Annotated in this window: 16 protein-coding genes; 3 read left to right on the top strand and 13 right to left on the bottom strand. The window is 40.8% G+C overall.

The genetic code is table 11. The features are described 5' to 3' along the window. Positions 1 to 50: 50 nt before the first annotated feature. On the bottom strand, positions 51 to 1151 hold the full coding sequence (gene dinB, locus ACP2AF_RS04110; protein ID WP_425234976.1) for a DNA polymerase IV: 1101 nt from the start codon (positions 1149 to 1151) through the stop codon (positions 51 to 53). A 482-nt stretch (positions 1152 to 1633) separates the two neighbouring features. Here dinB and ACP2AF_RS04105 point away from each other — a divergent pair, with 482 nt between their 5' ends. From ACP2AF_RS04105 to ACP2AF_RS04095, 3 genes are all read left to right on the top strand, one after another. Next, a complete protein-coding gene (locus ACP2AF_RS04105) occupies positions 1634 to 2578 on the top strand; it encodes an ROK family protein (protein ID WP_425234975.1) in 945 nt (314 codons plus the stop codon). A gap of 102 nt (positions 2579 to 2680) precedes the next feature. Beyond that, positions 2681 to 3157, top strand: coding sequence for a CYTH domain-containing protein (locus ACP2AF_RS04100; protein WP_425234974.1), 477 nt, complete (start codon positions 2681 to 2683; stop codon positions 3155 to 3157). After that, positions 3154 to 3651 (top strand): YciI family protein, encoded by a 498-nt coding sequence (locus ACP2AF_RS04095; RefSeq protein WP_425234973.1) that lies wholly within the window; start codon positions 3154 to 3156, stop codon positions 3649 to 3651. The genes ACP2AF_RS04100 and ACP2AF_RS04095 overlap by 4 nt, the downstream gene beginning before the upstream one ends. 63 nt (positions 3652 to 3714) lie before the next feature. On the opposite strand, the gene pheS is transcribed toward ACP2AF_RS04095, so the two are convergent. The 12 genes from pheS to ACP2AF_RS04035 form a co-directional block, all read right to left on the bottom strand. Then, a complete protein-coding gene (pheS, locus tag ACP2AF_RS04090) occupies positions 3715 to 4734 on the bottom strand; it encodes a phenylalanine--tRNA ligase subunit alpha (protein ID WP_425234972.1) in 1020 nt (339 codons plus the stop codon). A gap of 92 nt (positions 4735 to 4826) precedes the next feature. After that, positions 4827 to 6692, bottom strand: a complete 1866-nt coding sequence (locus ACP2AF_RS04085; RefSeq protein ID WP_425234971.1) for a SulP family inorganic anion transporter — start codon at positions 6690 to 6692, stop codon at positions 4827 to 4829. A 94-nt stretch (positions 6693 to 6786) separates the two neighbouring features. After that, positions 6787 to 7416, bottom strand: coding sequence for a carbonic anhydrase family protein (locus tag ACP2AF_RS04080; protein ID WP_425234969.1), 630 nt, complete (start codon positions 7414 to 7416; stop codon positions 6787 to 6789). Between the two features lie 64 nt (positions 7417 to 7480). After that, positions 7481 to 8290, bottom strand: coding sequence for a universal stress protein (locus ACP2AF_RS04075; protein WP_425234968.1), 810 nt, complete (start codon positions 8288 to 8290; stop codon positions 7481 to 7483). Between the two features lie 5 nt (positions 8291 to 8295). After that, positions 8296 to 9888 (bottom strand): SulP family inorganic anion transporter, encoded by a 1593-nt coding sequence (locus ACP2AF_RS04070; RefSeq protein WP_425234967.1) that lies wholly within the window; start codon positions 9886 to 9888, stop codon positions 8296 to 8298. Between the two features lie 81 nt (positions 9889 to 9969). After that, positions 9970 to 10266: a hypothetical protein gene (locus ACP2AF_RS04065; RefSeq protein ID WP_425234966.1), complete on the bottom strand. Its 297-nt coding sequence runs from the start codon at positions 10264 to 10266 to the stop codon at positions 9970 to 9972. A gap of 59 nt (positions 10267 to 10325) precedes the next feature. Continuing rightward, a complete protein-coding gene (locus tag ACP2AF_RS04060) occupies positions 10326 to 11084 on the bottom strand; it encodes a tetratricopeptide repeat protein (RefSeq protein WP_425234965.1) in 759 nt (252 codons plus the stop codon). Positions 11085 to 11089: 5 nt separating this feature from the next. Beyond that, a complete protein-coding gene (locus ACP2AF_RS04055) occupies positions 11090 to 12871 on the bottom strand; it encodes a BatD family protein (protein WP_425234964.1) in 1782 nt (593 codons plus the stop codon). Next, positions 12871 to 13701 carry a tetratricopeptide repeat protein gene (locus ACP2AF_RS04050; RefSeq protein ID WP_425234963.1) on the bottom strand — a complete coding sequence of 277 codons (831 nt, stop codon included), beginning with the start codon at positions 13699 to 13701 and terminating at the stop codon, positions 12871 to 12873. Before ACP2AF_RS04050 ends, ACP2AF_RS04055 begins: the two co-directional genes overlap by 1 nt. A gap of 98 nt (positions 13702 to 13799) precedes the next feature. After that, positions 13800 to 14852, bottom strand: coding sequence for a vWA domain-containing protein (locus tag ACP2AF_RS04045; protein ID WP_425234962.1), 1053 nt, complete (start codon positions 14850 to 14852; stop codon positions 13800 to 13802). 57 nt (positions 14853 to 14909) lie between these two features. Beyond that, positions 14910 to 15908 carry a vWA domain-containing protein gene (locus ACP2AF_RS04040; protein ID WP_425234961.1) on the bottom strand — a complete coding sequence of 333 codons (999 nt, stop codon included), beginning with the start codon at positions 15906 to 15908 and terminating at the stop codon, positions 14910 to 14912. Continuing rightward, a complete protein-coding gene (locus ACP2AF_RS04035; protein ID WP_425234960.1) occupies positions 15909 to 17546 on the bottom strand; it encodes a BatD family protein in 1638 nt (545 codons plus the stop codon). It lies immediately after the preceding gene. Between the last annotated feature and the right edge of the window lie 19 nt (positions 17547 to 17565).

Below are 17565 nucleotides of genomic sequence, written 5' to 3'. Positions count from 1 at the left end.
AAGTCTGTCTGTTTTTGCCAAAATGTTTATTAGTAAAAGTCTATAATCAATTAAAAATCAAACTTTAACTGTATGGAAACCGAATTTTCCCTGGGCTCGGCTTTTTTGTCTTCCGTATTCAGATTTGCCAGTGAGATGCCCAATAGGCGTACGGAATTCTGTAACTCCTCCTGATACAGTAATTCTTTTGCCATTTCAAGAATCAATATCTTATCTGCGATGAAATAAGGAAGTGTTTTGCTACGGGTCTGAAGGGTAAAATCGCTATATTTTATTTTCAGCGTTATGGTTTTTCCTGCGATATTGGATTTCTTTAACCTTCGTTCCAGTTCATCTGCAATATGTTCCAGGCGCTCCAACATAAAGATTTCGCTACTCAGGTTTTCGCTAAAAGTGCGTTCCGCTCCTACCGATTTTGGAATACGGTGCGGCTTAACCTCACTAGTATGGATTCCGCGTACCACATGGTAGTAGTGACTTCCACTTTTTCCAAAGTTTGAATCCAAAAACTCCAGTGTTTTCTGTTTGAGGTCCTTGCCTGTAAAAATTCCCAACTTATACATTTTCTCTGCGGTAACCTTGCCTACCCCGTAAAACTTTCGGATCTCCAAATCCTCTAAAAATTGAATGACCTCCTCCGGATTTATGGTCTTTTGACCATTGGGCTTGTTTATATCACTGGCCACCTTAGCAATGAATTTGTTTATGGATATTCCAGCTGATGCCGTTAAACCTGTTTCCTCAAGGATTCGTTGGCGGATTTCTTGGGCGATCAAGGTGGCGGACGGATTCCCCTTTTTATTGTGGGTAACATCCAAATAGGCCTCATCTAAGGAAAGCGGCTCTACCAAGTCCGTATATTCAAAAAAGATGGTACGGATACTATTTGAGATTTCCTTGTATCGATCGAATCGGGCTTTTACAAAAATGAGTTCTGGACAATTCCGTTTAGCCAATACACTGCTCATTGCGCTACGGACGCCAAATTTACGAGCTTCGTAACTGGCCGCTGCCACAACGCCTCTTCGGGAACTTCCGCCAACGGCAATAGGTTTTCCCTTAAGCTCTGGATTATCCAATTGCTCCACGGAAGCATAAAAAGCATCCATATCAACATGGATTATTTTTCGCAAAGAGATTTCCTCGGGCATATCACAAAATTAAGGGTCTCTTGGTTAAAGTCAACAATTAAAGATGGTCATAGAACCTATGGGCAGTTAGCTTGTTCGGTTTAGCCATGCAAAAACTAATTGGCCAAAAAGTAGGGGTGATTTTGGACAGTTTATGTCCAAATAGATGGAAACAATTTTACAGAACGTTAAAGGCATATGGTATGGAATGGGCTATAAAAGATATTGGTAGTTGGAATCCATTATTCATAAAAGGCTATAGCTTAATGCTATTAGGTTGTCAATGGAATCTTAGGTGCTTTAAGCAATCCCTAGTGGTAAAACTTTATAAAGTTTCAAACAACACAAAGAGGGTGGCAAGCCATATGAACTTTTGTAGAGTCATGGTAAATTAGAGAATCGAAGGAGTACAAGAATTTATAATCCTTATCTTATTTTTGTTGGGACGCACATATTCTGGATTACGAATATCTAACGGGCACGGGAAAATAGTACAGAAGGAGATGAAAAAAATAGAAATGAAAAATGAAATTGCCATTGGAGTAGATGTCGGGGGAAGCCATATTGTAAGCGCCGCGGTAAACTTAAAGAAACTACGGATTCTGCCTGGAACGACCTTTAGCGTTAAAGTGGATAATAAGGCTACAAAGGAGGTGGTATTGGAAACTTGGAGTACTGCTATTAACAAGACCATTTCCCGTATTCCTGATAAAAAAAACGTGAATATAGGTTTTGCAATTCCCGGGCCCTTTGATTATGACAGAGGTATTGCCCTTTATGAAGGAGAAAATGACAAATACACCAATATGTATGGGGTATCCGTTCCCAAGGAGTTGATACGATATCTGGATAGCGAAAACGTGAATTTCAGATTTCTCAATGATGCTACTTCCTTTGGTGTTGGGGTCGCCACCCAGGTAAGTGCGAAACAATATCCTAAAATTATCGTAATTACCTTGGGCACAGGTTTTGGTTCGGCATTTGTTAAGGATGGAATTCCCCAAGTGAACCATACCGAGGTCCCCAAGGATGGATGTTTATGGGACAAACCCTTTAGAAATGGCATTGGAGATGATTATTTCTCTACGCGATGGTGCATAAAACGATATCAAGAACTTTCCTTGGAAAAAGTAAAAGGGGTAAAGGAAATTGCAGAGGCCAACAATATTCATACACAAATTGTTTTTGAGGAATTCGGTGCCAATATGGCCGAGTTTATGATACCTTTTATTCAAAAATTCCGCCCCCAATTATTGGTCCTAGGGGGCAATATTTCCCATGCCAGTAGATTTTTCCTGCCTACGCTAAAATCCAGAATACAAAGTGCAGGACTCAACATTAATTTTGAAATATCCTTGCTCATGGAGGATGCTGCGATACTGGGTAGTGCCCAGTTGTTCAATATTCATTTCTGGAATCAAGTAAAAAATGATCTGCCCAATATTTAGCACTAAAATGGAATCACTTAAAAGTGATCCAGGACAAGAATGTAGGCCAACTTTTCCATAGCCCATTGGATTTGATTATTTTTAGGAAATCACGGATGTTCCATGGCACTAGAGATAGAACGAAAATTCCTGGTTAAATCGGATGCTTTTAAGAAAAAGGCTACTACCTCAACAAGATTAGTCCAAGGTTTTTTAAATACCCATCCAGAACGTACGGTACGTGTTCGAATCGATGGTGATTTTGGATACTTGACCGTAAAAGGACTTTCCAATGAAACCGGAACTTCCCGTTTTGAATGGGAAAAGGAAATTACACTGAAGGAAGCCGAGGAGCTTATACTTTTATGTGAACCAAGGATATTGGAAAAAACCCGATACAAGATTCCTTCCGGAAGCCATTTTTTTGAGGTGGATGAGTTTCATGGAGAGAATGCCGGATTGGTAATGGCGGAGATTGAATTACAGAACGAAAAAGACATCTTTGAAATACCGGAATGGCTCGGAAAAGAGGTTACCGGAGAGATAAGATACTATAATTCACAATTAAGCAAACAACCTTTTAATACTTGGGAGAAATGAAAAAATACGCTGTAGTGCTCTTTGTTCTCATACTACTTGGTGCTTGTAAGGGGAAGGCCGAAGCTCCTAATGAAACTACTGAACCTGTAGAGGAAAAGATAAAAAGGTCCACAAGGGAAATCAAGGAGGAGCTGACTGACAAGGGATATAAAATCTTTGATTATGTAGATGAAGAAACCAAGGACACGGTCATCATGCAACAATATTTTATCGCCTTTTTAAAACGGGGACCCAATCGTTCATCCAACAAGGAGGAGATGGACAGCTTGCAAACGCTACATTTGGCCCATTTAGGAAAGATGTATGAAGAGGGACATGCGGATATTTCGGGTCCTTTTGGAGATGATGGAGAAATCCGCGGGATTACCATTTATAACACCCCTACCCTGGAGATTGCCGATAGCTTGGCCAATATGGACCCTATGGTAAAATCCGGACGATTGGTCATTGAAATGCATCCGTGGTGGGCGGCCAAGGGCTTTCCTCTACGATAAGGGTATTGCAAAAAATAATATGTATTTAGAAAGACAGGTGTTGTGGTGTGAAGGTAGAACAATTTATAGCGCACTCTTAAACTGCTCCAAAAAACGTATGTCATTCTCGCTTAATAAGCGAATATCGGAAATTTGATAGAGTAAAAGGGCAATTCTATCAATTCCCATCCCAAAGGCAAAACCTGAGTATTCCTTGGAATCAATACCACAATTATCCAGTACATTCGGATCTACCATCCCACAACCCATAATCTCCAACCAGCCCGTTCCCTTGGTCATTCGATAATCGGTTTCCGTTTCCAGGCCCCAATATACATCTACCTCTGCACTGGGTTCGGTAAATGGGAAATAGGAGGGACGTAGCCGTATTTTGGACTTTCCGAATAGTTCTGTCGTGAAAAATTGTAATGTCTGTTTTAAGTCCGCAAAGGACACGTCCTTATCAATATATAATCCCTCCACTTGGTGGAAAAAACAATGTGAGCGAGCCGAAATAGCTTCGTTTCTATAGACTCTTCCCGGGGAGATAGTCCGAATGGGAGGTTTGTTGTTTTCCATGTAACGTACCTGTACGGACGAGGTGTGGGTCCGTAAAAGAATGTCTGGATCGGTCTGGATGAAAAATGTATCCTGCATATCCCTTGCCGGATGGTATTCAGGAAGATTCAGAGCGGTGAAATTGTGCCAATCATCCTCAATTTCCGGACCTTCGGAAACGTTGAAGCCTATTCTTGAAAAAATCTCTATGATTTGATTTTTAACAATGGATATGGGGTGGCGTGCGCCAAGTGGAATGGGCTCCCCTGGCCGAGTAAGATCCCCGTAAATACCTTTTTCCTCCTGCTTGTTTTCCAACGCTTCCTTTAGGGTATTTACTTTTTCCGTGGCGACCTGTTTTAGCGTATTTACAGTTTGTCCAAATTCTTTTTTTTGTGCATTGGGGACATTCTTGAATTCAGCAAAGAAATCGTTCAACAATCCTTTTTTGCCCAAGTATTTTATTCTAAAAGCTTCAATGGCTTCTTTTGAATCTGTCGTAAACTTTTCGACTTCTTCAATCTGTTCCTTGATTTTATCGATCATTTTTTTTGGACTAGAAATGCAAAATTAAGATTTTATGGATAGCAAATGGGGTACGAGGCAAATAAAAACCGTGCTTTAAAATGCACTATGAATCAATAGATGTCCTGTACATGCTGTTTTATCCAAGCGTTACATTCCTTAAAGTTGTCGAATATTTGTTCTTCGGGGATAAAGTCAGGAATGATATCAATACGCTCCATCATGTACCTTGGCTGTTGCTGCAAATCGACAAAAAGAACAGTGACCTTGTTCTTGTTAAGTTCCTGTAATACATCTTCCATGGCATAGAGACCGGACTGATCCATATATTGCATTCTGTCCAACCGGATGATTACATAGGATGCCGTTTCCGGAATCTGATCGGCCAATAGTTGAAAATCATTTGTCGAACCAAAAAACAAAGGTCCTTTGATATGCTTTATGAATACTTCCTCTTGAAGGTTTCTGGGAAAACTACTTTCATCGGCCCAAGCTTTCTCTTTTTCCAAGGATTTTATGTCAGAACGTTCGGCGGTAAGATCACCTATCTTTTTCATGAACGTAAGCGATGCGATAACCAAACCAATTCCTACGGCATAGACTAAATTCCAAAAAGTGGATAAAACCAATACCACAAGCATTATGACCACTTCTGAACTTAATTTTAAAGGACCTATCTTAATATCCTTGGGCAAATTAGGAATAGCTCTTAAACCTTTATAGTCCATTACGGCAATGCCTACGGTAATTAAAATTCCAGCTAAAACTGCCGCTGGAATCTGAGAGGCAATGGGCCCCATAGCCAATAGAACGATCAATAGTAACACTGCGGCAACCATCCCGGAAAGTCTGGTTTGCCCACCGGAGTTGATATTTACAACGGTCCGAATTGTGGCACCAGCTCCTGGAAGCCCTCCAAAAATAGCAGCTATGGAATTTCCTATGCCTTGCCCAACCAATTCCTTGTTGGGTTTATGTTTGGTTTTGGTCATATTGTCAGCGACTACCGAGGTCAACAAGGAATCTATTGCTCCCAATAGGGCCAAAGTGAGCGCGGTAAAAATATACGGACTAATGGCCCCAAATTTAAACCCTGTGAAAACCTCCCAATTTGGAATGGGAAACCCTTCCGGGATTCTTTCAATAGGTCTATAATCCAAACCAAGTACATAAGCTACACCAGAAACCAGTAATAAGGCAACTAGGGTACTTGGAATGGCAGTAGTGATGCGCTTAAAACCATAAATAATTACAATGGTTATCAATGTCAAAGACAACTCTAACCAATTTATATTTTTTATGGCCTTTGGTGTTACTTTGATGGCACCAATAACCCCCGAGGCTTCCTTTGCAGCCAATGTTTTAGCCTCTTCCAAGATAGTTTCTTCGGTAACTTCGCCCGATCTTGCAATGGTTTCCTTGAAATCTTCCAACACCAAAATACCTTCACCAGCTTCTTCCCTTAAGATATTTTCCAAGATGAGCTCCTCTGCCTCTGGCTTAAAAGGAGTTACCCATGCCATATCTTCCCTGGGGTAGTACCCCAAGGCCGGAAGTATTTGGGTTATGATAATGATTACCCCAATAGCGGTCATGAATCCGGATACCACTGGATAAGGAATGTACCTAATATAACGGCCTATCCCTAATAATCCAAGCCCGATCTGCATAAGTCCCGCTAGCAAGAATACCGTTAAAATAGCAGGTAATGCTTTTTCTACGCTACCGTCATAGACCGCAATTATATTTGCGATTATGACCATGCTTACGGCGGTCATCGGGGCTGTAGGTCCAGATATTTGTGTGTTTGTACCCCCAAAAAGAGCGGCAAAAAAACTAATGAAAATCGCACCATAAAGTCCGGCGCTTGGACCAAGGCCCGAGCTTACACCAAACGCCAAGGCCAAGGGCAAGGCAACAATTCCAGCAGTTATTCCACCAAAAAGGTCACCCTTAAGATTAACAAATAGTTTTTTCATAAATACACCTAGCTTTTGGAACGGCCAAGGTAGAATTTTTTTATAAATAAAAAGCCAACACTCAAGTGCTGGCTTGCCCCTAACAACATTATTTCTAAGCTATAAACGTCACCTTTCCATTGAGCACATCGTACATTGCCCCTACTATCTTTATCTCTCCATTTTCCTCCATTTCCCTCAAGATAGGACTCATCCTACGGGTATTTTCAAGGGTCAGTTGTACGTTTTTTTCGGCTACTTCATTTACGAAGCCCAAGTTCTTTGAACTGCGAAGGTCGGCCTCGGCAGGTTCTGTTACTGCTTTAACAGCAGGCTTTATTTTGTTCAAAAGAATTGTAAGGTTGCCCATTTTGGCATCATCACAGGCCCCCTTAACAGCACCGCAAGCGGTATGGCCCAAGATGACGACTACCTTTGTACCTGCTAGTTTGCAGGCAAATTCTATACTGCCCAGAACATCTTCATTAACTATATTTCCCGCTACGCGGGCACTGAATATATCTCCGACGCCTTGATCAAAGATCAATTCCGCCGACACCCTTGAATCGATACAGCTTAGGATCGTGGCAAATGGATATTGCCCAGAAGCTGTATCCCGAACCTGCTCCAACAAATCGCGATTCGCCTTCTTGTTTTCTAAAAATCTCTTATTGCCTTCTCTTAACAAGGATATGGCCGAATCTGGTGAAATGGCCGATTGTGTTTCCTTCGTATGCGCTTTCATAATAATGTGGTTTTAAAAATTGCGCTTTATTTGTTTATTAAGCTCAATTGTTATGCTTAGGTTTTTACTCACCCGATATTAAAAGTGAAACATTCAATTTTCCCATTACTTCTTTAACATCGGAAGTCGTTAGATGACTTGTTGTACTGGAATGCTTCGTTAATCTATCCATACATAATAGATTAATATTGTTTTTGGACAGATAAGTGGAAAAGTTTTTGATAATATTGTCGCTATACTCAAAAACGTATTCAATTGTCTTCCGGTTCTCTGGTAAAGGTTGTTTAGAGGGTGATGAGGTGTTCTTTACAATTGTAAACGATTTTAAGGGTTTATGGGCGTACTGCATTAAATCTTCCGCAAACTCAAGATTATTAGAAGGGTCCGGGTTATTTAACATCCCCAAGGTAACTTCTTTATTGGGTTCTAGCGGCTTAATATGAGGTACAATCATTATTGCCCCACTGTGCCGATTTAAGATGAAATCCGTAATACCATCACCCATAAGGTTGAACGTTTTCGATTTTCTCTTGCCCAATATAACCAAATCCGGCTTTTGATCTATAAGATACTCTTCGATTTCGTTTTTTACATTCCCGAACCCGAACGAATAGGTAATGCGTATATCGTACGCTTCGGAAAGAGAATCCGCAAGATTTCGCATTTTCTTATTTATGGTCTTGTGTTCACTATTAATGGTTCGCATGGCCGATAATTGATTGTCCATCTTTACAATATCGGTAGGTTTTTTTACGGAAAACACTTCTATTCGTCCATTGATCATCTTGGCGATGCTAACGGCACTCTTTAGTATTGTGGCCGAAGACTTGGTCAAATCCGAGAGAACGACGATTTTATACTGTTTTTTTTTCATGACGTTCAGCTCAAACTTAAGTTTGACTTTGGTCTTCTTTCAAAGAATTCGATAAAACTGGAGGGGTTTTCTACTGTGCCTCGTTTTGAGACCAACTTTATGTCAATATTCCTTTCCTTGGCCTTGAATGCAAAATCTTCCAAAATTTCAATAATGTCATTGTCCAGGTATCTGGTGTTAAGAAGATTTATCTCTAAATAGGTATCCCTTGGCAGGCTGTCCAACTCTTTTAGGATAGCCCCTTTGTTGAAGAATGTAACTTCCTCGGCAAGGGTCATTTTAATCTTGTGTTTTCCATTACTCTTATCCTCAATATGTAGAAAATGTGAATTTTGATAGCTTTTTAATAAAATAACCACGATACCCACGCCTAGCCCAAGACCAATTCCCACAAGCAAGTCGGTAAATATGATACCCAATACGGTTACAAAAAATGGAATCGACTGTTTCCAACCCAAATTGTACATCTTTTTAAACAACGCAGGTTTTGCCAGCTTGTAGCCTACAATAAAAAGAATTGCGGCCAATACCGAAAGCGGAATCATATTAAGCAATCTAGGAATTAGTATCACCGAAACCAATAACAAAAGACCATGTATTATTGCGGACATTTTTGTTTTTCCGCCAGATTGTATGTTGGCGGAACTTCTTACGATAACCTGTGTAATAGGTAAACCGCCGATCATTCCCGAAAGGATATTACCTGTACCCTGGGCCAACAATTCCCTATTGGTGGGTGTAACCCTTTTTTCGGGATCCAATCTATCCGTGGCTTCTACACATAGCAGGGTTTCCAGACTGGCAACCAATGCTATGGTGAATGCGGTTACCCATATCTCTGGATTTCCGATTTCACCAAAATTCGGAAAACTGAACTGCGCCAGAAAGGACGAGGCATCCTCGGGCACGGGAACACTTACCAAATGATCCGTAGCTATTCCCCAGATTTCACTGTCCTTGGTCAGTATATAAAAAACTATTCCTGTTACAACGGCCACCAGAGGCCCCTGTACTAACTTGAAAAATTTACCTTTTTTGGAAAGGACATTGTCCCAAAGTATTAAGATAAAAAGCCCTATAATGGCAATTAATGTAGCTCCAGGGCTAATATTGTTGAAAGTATCGAAAATTTCGGAAAAAGTATTTTTCCCATCCACCTGGAAAAAGGCAAAATCGCCCTCTGGGTCGGGGTCGTAACCAAAAAAATGAGGAATTTGTTTTAGTATTATAATAATCCCGATACCCGTAAGCATACCCTTAATAACTGAAGAAGGGAAATAATAACCTATGATACCCGCCTTCAAAAACCCGAAGACCAACTGAATGAACCCACCGAGTACTACGGCGAGCAAAAAATTCTCAAAACCGCCCAAAGCGCCTATGGCCGTAAGAACAATAGCCGCCAAACCGGCCGCAGGACCACTTACTCCAATTTGGGATCCGCTTAAGGCACCAACTACCGTACCACCTATAATACCCGCAATAAGACCTGAAAATAAGGGTGCTCCACTCGCCAGGGCAATACCAAGACAAAGAGGAATGGCCACAAAAAAAACTACAATACTGGCGGGCAAGTCATTTTTTAGATGATTGAACATGTTCTTTAAGATGTTGTGTCCTCAATACATATCGAAGACCGGTTATTAGGTATTAAATGTAATATGCTGAAAGAAGAAATTTTAGTTCTTGCGTTCAGGAGGAGGGAGGAGAATTTCCAAGTTAAAATCATTAGGGCCCAAGGAATTGTGCGTCCGGGCCGTCCATGTTTCTGATTGTGCCATTAGCGAAGAAAAATTATAGGGCTTGTCGTTTATAATATCCTCTTCGGCCTGTATTTTTTTAGTGCCTTCCTGTTGCTCTTCCTCATTTAGGTTGATAACGATTACCGAGTCATCTCCGGTTAAGGTAACCACACTTGGCATGAGTATGCCAAATAGCCATATGGAAAGCATTAGTGTACGGGCAAAAATCTTCATCTTGGTGGTCGTTAAGACAAATATAATAGTAATGCTATTGCTAGATTGTTAAGGAAAGTTTAAAAATCCTTGAGCATCTTAATGTCCGTATCCATGAGCCATCCCGTTTTCCCATCCTCAATACGTATCTTTTTCCATTCGTTAAGGGAATCCAGGACATGGATTTTTGTCCCTTCATGTAAAGTAAATACTTCTTGGCTTCTGTTGTTCGGTTCTGATTTTATGATTACTTCCTCCGAAAATACGATAGCAGGCCTATCCTTCCTGAAATCATTGTATTGAACAAAGGCAAAGACCATGGAAATTAGGGCAACGATAAGAGAAATTATACCAGAGATAAAAGCGATGCGCTTACGGGACGCGTATCTAAAATAAAAGAATGCTATGTACAGGGCAACAAAGAGAATTGTAAATACAACCGCAGAGATAGCCCATTGATCAAAGGACAAAAATCCGGTTATCTTGCCATAAATTTTTGAAAATCCTGTTTGTGGCATTTTCTCAATTGCGTCCAACGTCATGTTTTGGGCATAGGCGAGATTATTCCGTATTTCCGGGTCATTGGGCTTTAAAAGCAGTGCTTTTTCATAGTAATATATGCTGGGTGCAATTTGATTGATTTTGTAATATGAATTGCCCAGGTTAAAATAAAGCGACGCCGAGTGTTCCCCATTATCCAAAATTTCCAAATAATGGTTTATGGCCTTCTCGTAATCTCCATCATTATAGGCTGATGTGGCTTGCTCGAAAATGGCCTCATTTTGTGCATATGACCAAAGACCGGTCCATAGTAGTATTAGGCTTGCCCATCTTTTCATCCGCATTATAATTGTTTGTCCAAATATGAGATTACTTCGCTGGCCTTATTATAATCCTGGTGCATCTGTACATCCGAGAAAGGGCTGTAACGAGCCATTTCACAGTTTGTGAGTAGTCCAATAAAGCCGTCCTTGGTGGTTTCATCCACATTTTTTTGAGCTAACAAAGCCTCTATTTTATCCTTACTGAATTCCGAGGTCTCTATTTTAAGCTTGGCTTTTAAATAATGATGCAAAGCTTTTTCAAGGGCAATATAAAAATCATCTTTGTTTCCTAATTCCTTTTTGGCTTTGGAAAGATATTTTTTTGCCAACTTATTTCTACTTTTTATCCTATTCCCAATAACATCGCTTGCTATGGCCTCACGTTTTTTTCCAAAAATCACCGCGGAGGGAATCAATAAAAGGGGTAATAATAACCAGAGGTAAAAGCGTGTGGACCCAAAAAAATAATCAGTGCCAATGACCTTTAGATCGGGTTTAAGTTTTATAAAGTTAAACTGACTTCCTGTAGCGATAACGTTTTGTTTATTTGTTCCAACGACCCCAATATTTCCGGCAGCTATACCGGTCGGACCTTGAATGACATCAATAAGTATTTCATCCGAATCCAGTCTTCTATATTTTTCGGTCTTGGGATCAAAATAACTAAAGGAAATGCTCGGAATGGGATATTTACCTTTAAACGAGGGGACTATTATGTAGTTGTTACTAACCTTACCCTGCATTCCGGAAAGCGTGGTACGAACCTTTTCGTCAAATTCTGGTTCATATACTTCCAATGAGCTAGGGAGGTCGGGTTCGGGTAATTGGAACAGTTTTAGATTTCCCTTTCCACTGACCTCTACTTTGGCTTGTAGGGATTCCGAGGCATTCAGTTTGGTCTTACTGGTAGATACTGAAAAATCAAAGCTTCCGACGGCACCGCTAAAATCTGCAGGTCTCCCTTCAACAGGTAGCTCTTTCGCATTTATGGTGCGTCTCCCCGCCGAAACGTTCTTGTTGGCCTGTGAGTAAATACGGTCCCCAAAGAAACCACGTTTATTTGTAGGCACTTCCAAGGAAACTTCCAAAGATAGGGGTTCAATCTCCAATTTGCCTACCTTTTGCGGATAGAGCACCACTCTTTTCAGTACTACATATCTAAAGGCTTTTCCTTTGTAGGTCCCATTTTGTGGTACAGGCCTGGAAACCGGAATATCCTGACTCCAGAAGTTGTTATATTTTGGATTATCCAACGGTCTGTAGTTGGTAATACCGATTGTGGAACTAAAATATAATTTGTAGACAACGCTTAGGGGTTCATTTAGATATGGACTGGTCTTGGAAACCTCTGCTACCAAAAACAAACTCTCATCGGCAATATCATCAACGGTCATCTGATCGCTGGGTTTGTCCACGGCAGCCGTTACTTCAACTTGCTTTGGAAGTGATTTATAGGTTTTGCCATCAATTATAATGGTAGCTTGTTTTATCGTAAACTTTCCCCGAGCCGTTGGTGCCAAGGTATAGGAATAGGTTTTGGAATAACTCCGTTTACCATTGATCCAAGAGGAGCTTATAGATTGGGACGGCCCCATGAGCACCCTAAAATCCTCAAAATCAGGCGGATTGAAGTTGTCCCCATCTTTGTTCATTTTGAAGTCTACACGCAAGCGCTCGTTGATTCCCAATTTTTCCTTGCTGAGAATCATTTCAAAAGTTACTGCATCCTTATCCTGGCCTTGTACAACAAAGACTGCACTTAAAAAAAATAAAAATGAAATATGTTTAAAGTTTTTGGGCATTACCAATCCTTTTCATTTTTCACTTTGGCGCCTTTTACCTTTTTGGCGTCAATTTTTTCCTGTACTTTTTTCTCCTCGTTCTGCATAGCTTCCAACAGGTTTTGTACTTGTTGTTTGCTCAATTGACTGGGACGTGGTTGTTGCTGTTCTTCGGGCTTATCTCCTTGGTCGGGCTGTTTTTTTTGTTCCTCCTTATTCTCCCCGTCACCTTCTTTATTATCTTCCTTTTTTTCATCACCCTCGTCTCCCTTATCATCCTGGTCTTTCTGTTCTTGATCTTTATTCTTTTCTTTATCGTCCCCTTCGTCCTTATTGTCCTGATTCTGATCTTGTTGATCTTTGTTGTCCTGATTCTGGTCGTTTTGCTCCTGCTCCTTTTTCAAAAGTTCTTTGGCCAGGGCTAAATTGTAACGGGTTTCCTCATCGGTTGGGTCGTTCCGTAAGGCTTCCTTATAAGCTTCCACTGCTTTTTGGTATTCTTTACGTTTCATGAACACATTACCCATATTGTGATAGGCCCTATGTTTGTCCGGTTTGTTTTCCGCAACTTCCCCAGCTTGTTTAAAACGCCCAAAAGCTTCGCTATACGTTTCTTTGTTATAGTAAGCATTGCCTAAATTATAGGGCGCTGCTACATTTTTATCGCTCTTGGAGATGGCCTTTCTATAATCTACCTCTGCGGTAATGAAATCATTTTCGGAAAGCTCTTTATTGGCTTCCCAAGTAAGGTTTTTAGATTCATTTAGGGCATTCTCATCAATTTGTTTTTCCTCTTGGGCAAAGGAAAACATTCCCAAAACTAAAAACACATGTGACAAAAAATGCTTCATAATAACTTTATATATTCACTTTTATTAAATAAAAAAAAGCAGAAAAAAGAACATAGAACCTATGATTTAGAAAACTTTAATAGTGCTTTGGAACCATGTTACCTTGGTTCTTCTTCATTTTCATTGAACAAATTCAACTTTTTAAGCCATCTCGTTTTTCTGTCCAGTACAAAGATGTCCAAAAATAAAAATAACAATCCAGCCCCTAAAAACCATTGAAATTGATCCTTGAATTCCGCAAATTGTTTGGCTTCGAATTCGGTCTTGTCCATTTGGTTCAATTGTTCCCTAATAAATTCCACAGCTTCTTCCGTATTGGAACCGTTAATATATTCGCCGTTGCCTTCATCCGATATCTCTTCCAAAATCTCTTCGTTTAATTTGGTGATGACCACCTCTCCCTGAGCATCTTTTTTTAAACTTTCTACAACCCCTTTTCGCTTAAGGGGGATAGGGGCACCTTTATCTTTACCAACCCCGATGGTAAAAATACGTATGCCTTCTTCAACGGCCTCCTCAACCGCTTCCAGGGTAGAATTCTCGGAATGGTCCTCACCGTCGGAAATAATGAACAAAACCCTATTGGTCTGTTCGTCATCATCGTAATAGGTAGTGGCTAACTCTATGGCTTCATTGATGGCCGTTCCCTGGGAAGTAAGCATATCCGTGTTCATATTTTGCAGGAACATTTTTGCAGCACCGTAATCCGTGGTGATAGGCAATTGGGGAAAGGCCTGCCCTGCATAGGCTATAATACCTATACGGTCACTTGCCAATTGGTTGATGATTTCGGATACCAACCGCTTGGATTTCTCCAAACGGTTTGGGGCAATGTCCTCCGCCAACATGCTCTTGGATACATCGACAGCAAAAACGATATCCACACCTTCCCGCTTTACGGTCTCCAATTTTGAACCAATTTTAGGGTTCACTAGCCCCAGAGCCAAAAAGGAGATGCCAAAGGTGAACAGCAATAATTTTAAGTATGACTTGAAGTCTGACTTTTCCGGGGTCAATCGTTTTAACAAGGACAGATCCGCAAATTTTTTCTGGGTTCTTTTTTTCCAGAATTGCAGCATAAGGAATAGAACGATCATCACCGGAATGATGAACAAGAGATAAAAGTATATTTTTTCGTCTAACTGAATCATTTTTTATTATTCTGCTTAGACCGAAAGGTTTCAAAAACCTGACGGGTCCTGCAACTACTAGATAAAGCTTCTAAAAAGGGTATTTCGTAAAATCCATTCCATTATAAGCAATGCCCCTGCCAAAAGAACCCATGGCCTAAATTTTTCTTCGTACCTATAATATTTGAACTCTTCTATTTCGGTTTTTTCCAATTTGTTGATTTCGTCATAAATGGCCTCTAGCTTTTCGTTGTTGGTGGCCCGAAAGTATTTTCCCCCAGTGGCCTTGGCAATAGTATTGAGCAAGTCTTCATCAATTTCCACTTGACGCATACCATATCTAAATGAACCATCCGAATTATACGCAATTGGAGACAAGGCATTGCCATTGGTTCCCAAACCTATGGTATATGCTTTTATACCAAACTCTATGGCAAGCTCGGCAGCTGTCTGTGGCTCGATAAATCCGGAGTTGTTCACCCCGTCCGTTAGCAATATAATCACTTTGCTTATGGCCTTACTCTCTTTTAGGCGATTTACCGCCGTAGCCAGTCCCATACCAATGGCAGTTCCATCATTTAGTTGTCCATAAGTAATTTCGCGCAATGCACTTAAGACTATGGATTTATCACTGGTAATGGGCGTCTTGGTATATCCCTCGCCGGCATAAGCTACCAAGCCTATTCGATCATTGGGCCGTTCTCTGATAAAATCCGCCGCCACTTCCTTTAGGGCCGAAAGCCGATTTGGTTTTAAGTCCCTTGCCAACATGCTTGAGGAAACATCTATGGCCATGACAATGTCTATACCTTTTGTTGTTTTGGTTCTTGTGGATATATCCTCGGTTTGGGGGCGTGCCATAGCAACTATAATGGCGGCCAGCGCAAGTAGACGAAGGGCGAAAAGCGCAGGCCTTAACTTAGGCAATATACTATGTACCGTGAAGCCCTTAATACTGGAAATTTTTAGGGAGGCAACCTGTTGCTTTCGTCTAAAAAAGTACCATAAAAGAGCCAAAGGAAGCAGTGAGAGCAACCAAAAAAACTCGGGATTCGCAAAGGACACATTGTCTAACATCTATACCTCTGTTTTTACTTCCAGTGTTTTTAATACCCTATCCACAATTTCTTGAGCATAGGTATCATCATCCAACCAAGTTAGGAGAATCTGCTGTTGAAAGCCTTTACCCCCAAAACTTAGAATTACATATTCGCCCTTCACCAAATCCTCGGATTCCGGGACCTTGAATTTTCCGCTTCCATAGGTCTTTATTCCTTTAATTCCGCTGATAGTGGTAAATTCTTCCTGTTTGGTGATTATATTTTTTGCGCCATTACGCTCAAAGTTTTTGATCAGCTGTTCAATGGTCTTTTCAAATTCTGGTTCCGCAGGTTGCGTAAAGCTCGTGGAAGTGGCAGCTATGGTAAAAAGCGCATCCTCATCTCTGTAGGCAAAGGTCTGTAACTCTTTAACTTTGTCCTTGGCTTCGGGTGGAATCTTGGTTTTTTGACGGACCAATACTTTTGGAGCTTCCAAATTTATGGGAGGGTATCCATACGAGCTGGATATCCATTCACCTTCCAAAAGTTTTTTTGAAGGATGCCTTGTAACGGTGTCCCAAACGTATTTTGGGCCATAAAAAGCGGATAGGGAAGCTATGGAAATCAATAGTGCCCCTAAAGCCATGCCACCGGCTAAGATCCACTTTTTGCGATACGCCTTACGGGCAAGTTCTTCTTGGTATTCTTCTTGCTCCATAAGTTCTTCCTCAGTAGGTTCAGGGAGTGCATCATGGGTTTTTATGACAATTTGCTCAATGGATTTTCTATCCTGCTCAGCTACAGAGGTAGGAGGTTTTGAACGAGCAAATTTGACCAGATCGGCAGTCTGTAGTATTTTTTTGAAATGCCCTAAGGTATCATTGTCTATTTTCAACTCCCCGGCATCCTTCAACATCTCCAACTTTGTAATAAGCTCATCCGTTGTACTTTCCAAAGCGGTGACATGAACATCTTCTTCCAAATAGGACCGAACGATATTGGTCAATTCCGAGTAGTATTGTTTGTATTCGTCCTGAATGAGGTATTTGGAATTCTCCAAGCGTTTCAACTCCAAAAGAGCCCTGTCATACGGAGGCAACAAAGCTTCTTTTTCGGCTTCGGTCAATGGTTTCTTGCGAAATATGAACCAATAGACAAGCCCACCAAGCACTACCAATATCAAGAGGACGATCATAAGTATTTTCCAGAAGCGGGCATTGTTTTTTTCCACGACCATCAATTCTTTGATGTCGTACATTTTTTGTGCTACGGTATCTACCGGAACTGTGGCCACTTCAATACGTAAGGAATCCGTAAAATAACCTTTGCCATTAATTTCTATGCGCTGGGCCGGAAGTTTGTAGGAACCTGAATCAAATTGGGTGAGCGCATATGTCTTTTGCAGGGTAAATCGATTTTTTTTCTTAGTAGTATCCGTTTCAAAGGCCTCAACGGTCTCCAAGGGCGAGAAGGTCTGCCCTTCCGGAAAAATGACTTGAGCCATTGTATCCGCTTCAACGGTAACGGTAAACCGAATCTGTTCCCCGATTTTAATCGAGGTCGTATCTATTTCGGAACCGACCTTTGGATCAGTTTGAGAAAAGCCGCTAAGGGAGAAAACAAAAACGAACCAAAGAAAAAAGCATCGCAGCAAGTGCGATGTACAATTCTTCATATGTAATTTTTCATTTTTC

The organism is Ulvibacterium sp., assembly GCF_965248315.1.
Lineage (GTDB): Bacteria > Bacteroidota > Bacteroidia > Flavobacteriales > Flavobacteriaceae > Ulvibacterium.
Note: the sequence above shows the minus strand (reverse complement) of the source record. Positions and strands in the feature narration are given on the sequence as shown.

What these genes read in the sequence shown, in the direction of transcription:
- dinB (WP_425234976.1), bottom strand. Translation starts at nt 1,151, where the DNA reads ATGCCCGAGGAAATCTCTTTGCGAAAAATAATCCATGTTGATATGGAT.
- ACP2AF_RS04105 (WP_425234975.1), top strand. Translation starts at nt 1,634, where the DNA reads ATGAAAAAAATAGAAATGAAAAATGAAATTGCCATTGGAGTAGATGTC.
- ACP2AF_RS04100 (WP_425234974.1), top strand. Translation starts at nt 2,681, where the DNA reads ATGGCACTAGAGATAGAACGAAAATTCCTGGTTAAATCGGATGCTTTT.
- ACP2AF_RS04095 (WP_425234973.1), top strand. Translation starts at nt 3,154, where the DNA reads ATGAAAAAATACGCTGTAGTGCTCTTTGTTCTCATACTACTTGGTGCT.
- pheS (WP_425234972.1), bottom strand. Translation starts at nt 4,734, where the DNA reads ATGATCGATAAAATCAAGGAACAGATTGAAGAAGTCGAAAAGTTTACG.
- ACP2AF_RS04085 (WP_425234971.1), bottom strand. Translation starts at nt 6,692, where the DNA reads ATGAAAAAACTATTTGTTAATCTTAAGGGTGACCTTTTTGGTGGAATA.
- ACP2AF_RS04080 (WP_425234969.1), bottom strand. Translation starts at nt 7,416, where the DNA reads ATGAAAGCGCATACGAAGGAAACACAATCGGCCATTTCACCAGATTCG.
- ACP2AF_RS04075 (WP_425234968.1), bottom strand. Translation starts at nt 8,290, where the DNA reads ATGAAAAAAAAACAGTATAAAATCGTCGTTCTCTCGGATTTGACCAAG.
- ACP2AF_RS04070 (WP_425234967.1), bottom strand. Translation starts at nt 9,888, where the DNA reads ATGTTCAATCATCTAAAAAATGACTTGCCCGCCAGTATTGTAGTTTTT.
- ACP2AF_RS04065 (WP_425234966.1), bottom strand. Translation starts at nt 10,266, where the DNA reads ATGAAGATTTTTGCCCGTACACTAATGCTTTCCATATGGCTATTTGGC.
- ACP2AF_RS04060 (WP_425234965.1), bottom strand. Translation starts at nt 11,084, where the DNA reads ATGAAAAGATGGGCAAGCCTAATACTACTATGGACCGGTCTTTGGTCA.
- ACP2AF_RS04055 (WP_425234964.1), bottom strand. Translation starts at nt 12,871, where the DNA reads ATGCCCAAAAACTTTAAACATATTTCATTTTTATTTTTTTTAAGTGCA.
- ACP2AF_RS04050 (WP_425234963.1), bottom strand. Translation starts at nt 13,701, where the DNA reads ATGAAGCATTTTTTGTCACATGTGTTTTTAGTTTTGGGAATGTTTTCC.
- ACP2AF_RS04045 (WP_425234962.1), bottom strand. Translation starts at nt 14,852, where the DNA reads ATGATTCAGTTAGACGAAAAAATATACTTTTATCTCTTGTTCATCATT.
- ACP2AF_RS04040 (WP_425234961.1), bottom strand. Translation starts at nt 15,908, where the DNA reads ATGTTAGACAATGTGTCCTTTGCGAATCCCGAGTTTTTTTGGTTGCTC.
- ACP2AF_RS04035 (WP_425234960.1), bottom strand. Translation starts at nt 17,546, where the DNA reads ATGAAGAATTGTACATCGCACTTGCTGCGATGCTTTTTTCTTTGGTTC.